The organism is Pseudomonas sp. LBUM1671 (assembly GCF_059695685.1).
In genome coordinates, this window is record NZ_CP166782.1 from 3,592,433 (window position 1) to 3,600,000 (window position 7,568).

5 protein-coding genes, 2 rRNA genes and 1 pseudogene (1 of these 8 cut by a window edge) are annotated in these 7,568 nt (G+C 57.8%); 1 reads left to right on the forward strand and 7 read right to left on the reverse strand.

What is annotated here, in order from left to right; genetic code table 11:
• Positions 1-62: 62 nt before the first annotated feature.
• The 5 genes from ACA060_RS16375 to ACA060_RS16395 all read right to left on the reverse strand — a co-directional run bounded on the left by ACA060_RS16375 (position 63) and on the right by ACA060_RS16395 (position 6,479).
• Positions 63-677 carry a TetR/AcrR family transcriptional regulator gene (locus ACA060_RS16375; RefSeq protein WP_109632361.1) on the reverse strand — a complete coding sequence of 205 codons (615 nt, stop codon included), beginning with the start codon at positions 675-677 and terminating at the stop codon, positions 63-65.
• A gap of 233 nt (positions 678-910) precedes the next feature.
• Positions 911-1,558, reverse strand: coding sequence for a TetR/AcrR family transcriptional regulator (locus tag ACA060_RS16380; protein ID WP_497311802.1), 648 nt, complete (start codon positions 1,556-1,558; stop codon positions 911-913).
• A gap of 2 nt (positions 1,559-1,560) precedes the next feature.
• Positions 1,561-3,219 carry a bifunctional 3-(3-hydroxy-phenyl)propionate/3-hydroxycinnamic acid hydroxylase MhpA gene (gene mhpA, locus ACA060_RS16385; protein WP_497311803.1) on the reverse strand — a complete coding sequence of 553 codons (1,659 nt, stop codon included), beginning with the start codon at positions 3,217-3,219 and terminating at the stop codon, positions 1,561-1,563.
• A gap of 200 nt (positions 3,220-3,419) precedes the next feature.
• Entirely contained in the window at positions 3,420-6,083 is a 2,664-nt protein-coding gene (gene mdeB, locus ACA060_RS16390) for an alpha-ketoglutarate dehydrogenase (protein WP_497311804.1), read from the reverse strand.
• 87 nt (positions 6,084-6,170) lie between these two features.
• On the reverse strand, positions 6,171-6,479 hold the full coding sequence (locus ACA060_RS16395) for a putative quinol monooxygenase (protein WP_497318276.1): 309 nt from the start codon (positions 6,477-6,479) through the stop codon (positions 6,171-6,173).
• On the opposite strand from ACA060_RS16395, the pseudogene ACA060_RS16400 reads away from it, so the two are divergent.
• Positions 6,448-6,741 (forward strand): annotated as a pseudogene (locus ACA060_RS16400) (LysR substrate-binding domain-containing protein); the annotation flags it as partial. The gene ACA060_RS16395 and the pseudogene ACA060_RS16400 sit on opposite strands and share 32 nt — an antisense overlap.
• Positions 6,742-6,815: 74 nt before the next feature.
• On the opposite strand, the gene rrf reads toward ACA060_RS16400, so the two are convergent.
• Positions 6,816-6,931, reverse strand: a 5S ribosomal RNA gene (rrf, locus tag ACA060_RS16405).
• Between the two features lie 173 nt (positions 6,932-7,104).
• Positions 7,105-7,568 (reverse strand): 23S ribosomal RNA (locus ACA060_RS16410); it runs 2,428 nt beyond the window's last position.

Here is a 7,568-nt window from a genome sequence, read left to right on the forward strand (position 1 = left end):
GGGCAAAGCAGTCCCGAACCCCTGAAAAAACAGGGGTGTTTTCTAGTTGAATCAGTTAGGGCTCAGTCCAGAGACGGAAGCGCCGGCAACTCTATTGTCGCCATCGCGCGTGCCTCATCCGGTGGCACACCCAATGCCCGCAGTACCAGCTCGGCGGTGTCAGAGCCCGATTCGCGCCACGTCCGATGACCTTCCAGCACCAGGAAAATCGAGCCCAGTACGCTGCTCGATATCAGCGTCAGCACTGAGAGCAACTGCGCCTGCTGAAACGTGTAGCGCCCGGTGGAAAGCCCGCTCAGAAGGTCCGTGGTCGCCTGGCTGCTGAACATTTCGCGCAATGACGCATTGCTCATGGCGAACTTATGGATGAATGCCCCCCACTGGGAATCCTCGTGCGCTCGACGGATGAAGAATCGAATGCCATTGGCCAGGCGCTGCGCCGGATCGGTGAGGGAATCGAAGCTCTTGTTGACGCGCTCATGCATCTCCCTCGCCAGTTGGCCAGCGACGGCTTCGAACAGGCTTTCCATGTTGTCGATGTTGCTATAGACGGTTCCACGCGCCACGCCGGCCTCTTGTGCGAGGTCGAGAATGTTCACTTGTGAGGTGCCTCTTTCAGCGAACAGCCGAAAGGCGGCTTGATGAATGCGGCGCTGTGTTGGATTCAGGGATTGCACGGTGCTCTCTCCAGGATTACCCTATGGCCCTATTGAACACGTGTGTTCAGTTGTCGTCAACAACGTTTTGGCGCTGAAGCACGTCCAACTCAACGGAAACCGTTATATGCCAATGGAAAGGGATGGATACGACTAGACCACCGGCAGGTTTGGCACATGAAAAATGAACACGCGCGCTCAGCTGCACCGTATCTCTGACAGGTGATCAATTTGGTTTGCTGAATCACATCAGATCAGGTGGGTAGCGGCTTACCAGCGATTTTCCGGGCTTTGGCGGGTGTCACGCCCAGAGCCTGGAGCGTCATTTCCGCGACCCGCACATCGTGCTCCGCGCCCGCACGCCCTTCGACAACCGAGCGCATTGCTCCGGTTGTGCAGGATAAGACGATGTCCAGGGCGACCCCTTCGTCCACGTAAGCAAAAGTGCCCGCGCGCAGCCCCTCACGCAGATCGCCCAGGACATGGGCAGCCAGACGCGAGCGCATGGTCTGGTCGAAATGGATGATGCGCAGCAGCGCATTCGCCCATTGGTGGTCGGCGGCGGCCCGACAGACAAACATGCGAACCCCAATCGAAAGCCGCTGCGCACCGCACTGCTCGTCCGCGCTCAAGACGGATATGGCATCGGAAAACTCGGCGGCCATGGCAATGCCCACGGCCTCCAGTACTTCGTCGCGCGTTCGAAAATAGTTGTAGATGGTGCCGTTGGATACCGCGGCTTCCGCAGCGACTTCGAGCAGCGCGATTTCCCCCACTTCCTTGCGTGCGACAAGACGCAACGCCGCGTCCACCAGGCCACGACGGGTGCGCTCGCGTTTCTTGTGGCCTCTCGTGAGAGGTTCTGACGCAACAGTTTCTAAAGGAAGAATGGGGGAATGCATGATCAAGCTCGTAATCTAGTGGGCTCGTTGATGGTAATGGAAACGCTATCAACCGTGGCGTCTTTGCTACCCAGCAGGCTCCTGCAATCTTGAAGCAGACTGCCCGCCTCTGCGCCTGGGGCGTGATGCATGATGATCCGGTCGGGACGAACCGCGACCAGCGTTCCTTTGGGAGCCAGTGGCAGGATGTCATGGTTCATGTCTTCGATGAAGTCGCAGCCGCCGCCGGAGCGTTGGCCGCGTGTTCTGACCTCGAGGAAGTGGCCGCCCATTTTTTCCCAGGCCATGATCTGATCAGGAGTAAGCAGTGACAACGGGTCTACACCGAATCCAACCAGGGTCAGGTTGTCTCCAAGCGCATCGTCGCTCAGCTTGATCTGCTTTTGCAGGGTGCGAATCCAGGCTTGGGGAAACAGGCTGCCACGCACCAGTTTGTCGCCCCGCCGATGCTGCACGAACAGGCCGTGTGTGAAGGTGTTCTTCGGCTTGATGTCCAACTGCTCGAAGTACCTCCTGGTCGCGGGGGTCAACGCCAGCGTGCGCATCAGGCCGTGGATGAAGAACGCTGCAATCTTGTTCTTGGGCATCACCAGACGACCCATGAGTTTTGCCAGATTGATCATCGCCTGGGCATGGGGACGGCGCTCTACGTCATAGGTATCGAGTATTGCAGGGGCGGCATGGCCGCGAAGAACCCAGGCCAGTTTCCAGGCAAGGTTGGCGCCATCTCGCAGCCCCGCTACCAGGCCTTGCCCGACAAATGGAGGGGTGATGTGCGCAGCGTCGCCAGCGAGAAAAACGCGACCCTTGCTGAATCTTTTGCAGCAGCGCGCGTGGAATCGATACACCGCCTTGCGCTCGATTTCCAGCTCCTGCGGGTTGATCCATGGCGCGATCAACCGGGCGATGCTTTCCGGGCTTTCCAGTTCTTCCCGGCATTCACCGGGTTGCAGCATGAACTCCCAACGCTCCCTGCCGCCCGGGGCAGGCATGTGCGGCGTTGGGCGCTGCGGATTACAGATAAACTCAATGTGATCAATCGCTGACTCATGCCGGTTTTTGACATCGACAATCAGCCAATCCTCTGCATAGGTCTGCCCTTCGAACTCCTGGCCGATCAATGCTCTGATCCTGGAGCTTGCACCATCCGCACCGACCAGGTATCGGGTGCGAATGGAATGCGATTGCCCGTTCTGATCCCGTACGGAGGCGACGACGCCATCCGACACTTCGACCAGACTCTCAAGCTCGAAGCCGCCCAGGCTGGTCACTGACTTCAACCGGGAAACCTGGCTGCGCATCGCGTGTTCGAGGTCGGGTTGATAGAACGTCACCAGTTTCGGATGGCCGTCGATGCACCCCTCGGTATTGGCGCGACCAAATTGCCCAAGCACCGGGGAATGCATCCTCACTTCAGGGATAGCGATCGTCTCGAAAGCGTCTTCCGACAAACCGGCGAGTTGCAGGATGCGCAACGCCTCGTTGTCCAGAGCAATGGCACGAGGCATCAGTACGACGTCATGGACCTTGTCCAGTACCAGGGTCGTGACCCCATAGCGGCCGAGCAGCGCAGCGATGGTCGCACCTACCGGGCCATAACCGATAACCAGCACGTCGACGGCGGCGGGAGGCAATTGGCAATCTTTCTTGTTGTTGTTCATCTCGAGCCCTTGTTGTGATTGAAGTCGTGAGGCACGCAGGTCTCATCGTCAGGCAGGGCCAAGATATTCAATATTGAGGATGTTTTCAATATTGATATTGCTGTCACTAAATTAGAAGAATCATTTCAGGGCCACCATGAGCGACATCCGAGGCCTCAGCACTTGCAAATCGAGTTCGAGTTGAAGCGAAGAATGTCCACTCATCGATTCCAAGGCGCTTCGTCAACAGCCTCAATACCGTATTGCTCGCGGGCCTTGGCATGAGCCTGCGTATCCACCATGGCGAGCGCCGCCAGCACGATGTGATAGCGATCGACTTCAAAAAAGTCGCGCAAGGCCGAACGCGTGTCGCTACGGCCAAAGCCATCAGTTCCCAGGCTATTGAAGGGCGCCTGTACATAAGGCGCGATGAGTTGCACATACCCGCGGACATAGTCACTGGCCGCAACGATCGGAACGAGTCCTGGCAGGCAGGCCTGCACATGACTCGTGAACGCGAAGTCCCCGCCGAACAGTTGCTGACGTTGCACTTCACGTGCGTCGCGAGCCAATTCGGAAAAACTGCTGACACTCCAGATTTCGCTGCTCAGTTGCCATTGTTCGTCGAGGATCTGTGCCGCCGCTATCACCTCACGCAAAATAGCCCCCGAGCCCAGCAGGCGGACTGCGGGGGTATCGGCGCCCACTCGTTCATAGAAGCGCATGCCGCGGATGACATCCTCATACTGGCTCGGCTCGAGTGACGCCTGAACGTAGTTTTCGTTGGTCACTGTCAGGTAGTAAAACTCATCCTTTTGCTGCTCGAGCATGCGTCGACATCCATGATCAATGATCACGGCTGCTTCACTGGCAAATGCCGGGTCATAGGCCCGGCAGTTGGGCACCGTCGATGCTATCAACTGGCTGGAGCCATCCTGATGCTGCAGCCCCTCCCCGGCCAGCGTCGTCCGCCCGGACGTGGCGCCGATCAGAAACCCTCGCGCGCTCTGATCGGCAGCGGCCCAGATCAAGTCTCCGATGCGCTGGAAACCAAACATGGAGTAATAAATGTAGAACGGCAGCATGGCTTCGCCGTTGACGCTGTAAGACGTTGCCGCGGCCGTCCATGATGAGATTGCGCCGGCCTCGGTGATGCCCTCCTCCAGCAACTGCCCGTCGGTCGACTCCTTGTAGTACAGCAGGGCATGGGCATCTTCCGGCTCATAAAGCTGCCCGACTGACGAGTAGATACCGATCTGGCGAAACAGATTGGCCATGCCGAACGTGCGCGCCTCATCGGCGACGATGGGGACGATGCGGGGTCCCAGTTGTTTGTCCTTGATCAGGTGGGTGAACAGCCGCACCACGGCCATCGTTGTTGAAATTTCTCGATCATCGGCACTCAACGCAAAGCGCGCATAACTGTCGAGCGGCGGGACGCCAATGGTCGCTGCATGGCTGCTGCGCTTGGGAAGGTAGCCGCCCAGCGCACGACGTTGCTGATGGAGATAGCGCAACTCGGGACTGTCATCTGCCGGTCGGTAGAAGCGAAGCTCCTCCACCGCTTGATTGTCCAGCGGCAAGGCGAAACGATCACGAAAGGCTTTAAGGGCATCGACATCGAGTTTTTTCTGCTGGTGAGCGGTGTTGCGCGACTCGCCGATCTGGCCCATGCCATAACCCTTCTTGGTTTTCGCCAGGATCACAGTCGGCCGGCCCTTATGCCGCCTGGCCGCCTCGAACGCCGCGTGCAACTTGCGAAAATCGTGTCCGCCCCGGCGCAGGGCTTCGATCTGCTCGGTGCTCATGTGTGAAACGAGTGCTTGCAGTTGCGGATCCTGGCTAAAGAAATGACTGAGGTTGTAAGCACCGTCATTGGCGCCCAGGGTCTGGTATTGCCCATCCACCATCTGCGAGAAATGACGCAACAACGCTTGCCCGTGATCCCGGGCAAACAAGGCATCCCAGTCAGATCCCCACAGCACTTTGATCACGTTCCATCCGGCACCGCTGAAAAGCGATTCCAGTTCCTGGATGATCTGGCCATTGCCCCTGACCGGACCGTCCAGGCGTTGCAGGTTGCAATTGATCACAAAGGTGATGTTGTCCAGGCTTTCACGTGCCGCCAGTGACAGCGCAGCGATCGACTCGGGCTCGTCCATTTCGCCATCGCCAAACACGCCCCACACCCGGCGGCTATCCGTCGTTGCAATGCCGCGGTGCTGCAAGTAACGCAGGAAGCGCGCCTGGTAAATCGCATTGATGGGGCCGATGCCCATCGAGCCCGTCGGAAACTGCCAGAAGTCAGGCATCAACCAAGGGTGCGGATAAGAGCATAAGCCTCCGCCGTCGACCTCTTGCCGATAGCGTTCCAGTTGCGCCTCTTGCAGACGCCCTTCCAGAAAGGCTCGTGCATAGACGCCGGGCGCAGAGTGCGCCTGGAAGTACACCAGATCGCCCCGCCCCTCGGCGTTATCGGCCCGGAAGAAATGATTGAAGCCGACCTCGAAAATTTCTGCGGCCGAGGCGAAACTGGCAATGTGGCCACCGAGTTCGCCGTAGGCTTTATTCGCTCGCGCCACCATCGCCAAGGCATTCCAGCGAATGATCGAAGTGATGCGTTCCTCCATCACCAGGTCGCCGGGGTACACCGGTTGTTGCTCTAACGCCAAGGTGTTCTGGTAGAGCGAATGGGCGTTGGACGCTGATTGAATCCCGAGGCGGTTGGCTTGCTCGGCCAGACGCTGCAACAGGAAGCGGACCCGCGGGGCGCCTGAGACCCGGGCGACACCCGCCAGGGCATCAAGCCACTCGTTGGTCTCGATGACGTCAATGTCCTCGTGGACAGGTGTTGCAGTCTGTGGCTGTTGCGCAGAATCTTTCACAGCAGAGCCCTCGATACATAGGACTGACCATCAGACGCACTGAGTGCGTCTGGCCGGTTAAACAGGCTGATGCAGCACTAGGTCACTCTAAGTCGAAATCTGCTCAAGGAATATAAGCTGCAAGGGCTCGGCCAGCAGGTCGTCGCTGGCGGCGGCAAAACGCTGAAAGTACGGCATGGCAAAATACGCATCGAGTGCAGCCGGATCCTTGAAGGCCTCGCGCATGAAGAACGTGCCGGGTTCATCCTGTCGTTCAAACAAGACGTAATCCAGGTTTCCTGGCTCCTCTCGTGTCGGTTCGATCAAGGCCAGGAGTGCTGCTTTCAAGGCCTGCTGCTTACCCGCTTTAGCCTTGAGGACCGCAATCGATAAGTGGAACCTGGGTTCCCGTACTATCCAAGTATCCGGACCGCTGTTCAGTGATGACGCCGATATAGCCCGGCGCTGGGCCATTGAAGGCGAAGGCATCGCCTACAAGTCTTGGCTGGATGTGAGCGCAGATGTCACGGCAGGACGACTGGTGGTGTTGATGGAGAATCATCCGGGTGAGGGTTTACCGCTGAGTCTGGTCTGTCCCCATCGCAAACAGGTATCCCCGGCAGTTTCCCGGCTCCATGCATGGTTGAGGAGTCAGTTCGTGACACTCAAGCCAGTTTGACGTGGTTACGCCACTTTTCTACGGGCAAAACAAAACCCCTACCTGCATACGCAGATAGGGGTTTCGGAATTTAATCTTGACGATGACCTACTCTCACATGGGGAAACCCCACACTACCATCGGCGATGCATCGTTTCACTGCTGAGTTCGGGATGGGATCAGGTGGTTCCAATGCTCTATGGTCGTCAAGAAATTCGGTAGCCAGGTCATGGGCCCTTGCGGGTTCACGCTCCAGCGAATGGGTATGTGACAGCTTGGTGTTTTGTGAGTATCTCGAACTTTCGGTTCGTTTCGTCTTCACACACCGCAATCTGGTGCTCTTTCGCCTTTGGGCTCGAAGCAAGCAAATTGCTTGGGTGTTATATGGTCAAGCCTCACGGGCAATTAGTATTGGTTAGCTCAACGCCTCACAGCGCTTACACACCCAACCTATCAACGTCGTAGTCTTCGACGGCCCTTCAGGGGACTCAAGGTCCCAGTGAGATCTCATCTTGAGGCTAGTTTCCCGCTTAGATGCTTTCAGCGGTTATCTATTCCGAACATAGCTACCCGGCAATGCCACTGGCGTGACAACCGGAACACCAGAGGTTCGTCCACTCCGGTCCTCTCGTACTAGGAGCAGCCCCTCTCAAATCTCAAACGTCCACGGCAGATAGGGACCGAACTGTCTCACGACGTTCTAAACCCAGCTCGCGTACCACTTTAAATGGCGAACAGCCATACCCTTGGGACCGGCTTCAGCCCCAGGATGTGATGAGCCGACATCGAGGTGCCAAACACCGCCGTCGATATGAACTCTTGGGCGGTATCAGCCTGTTATCCCCGGA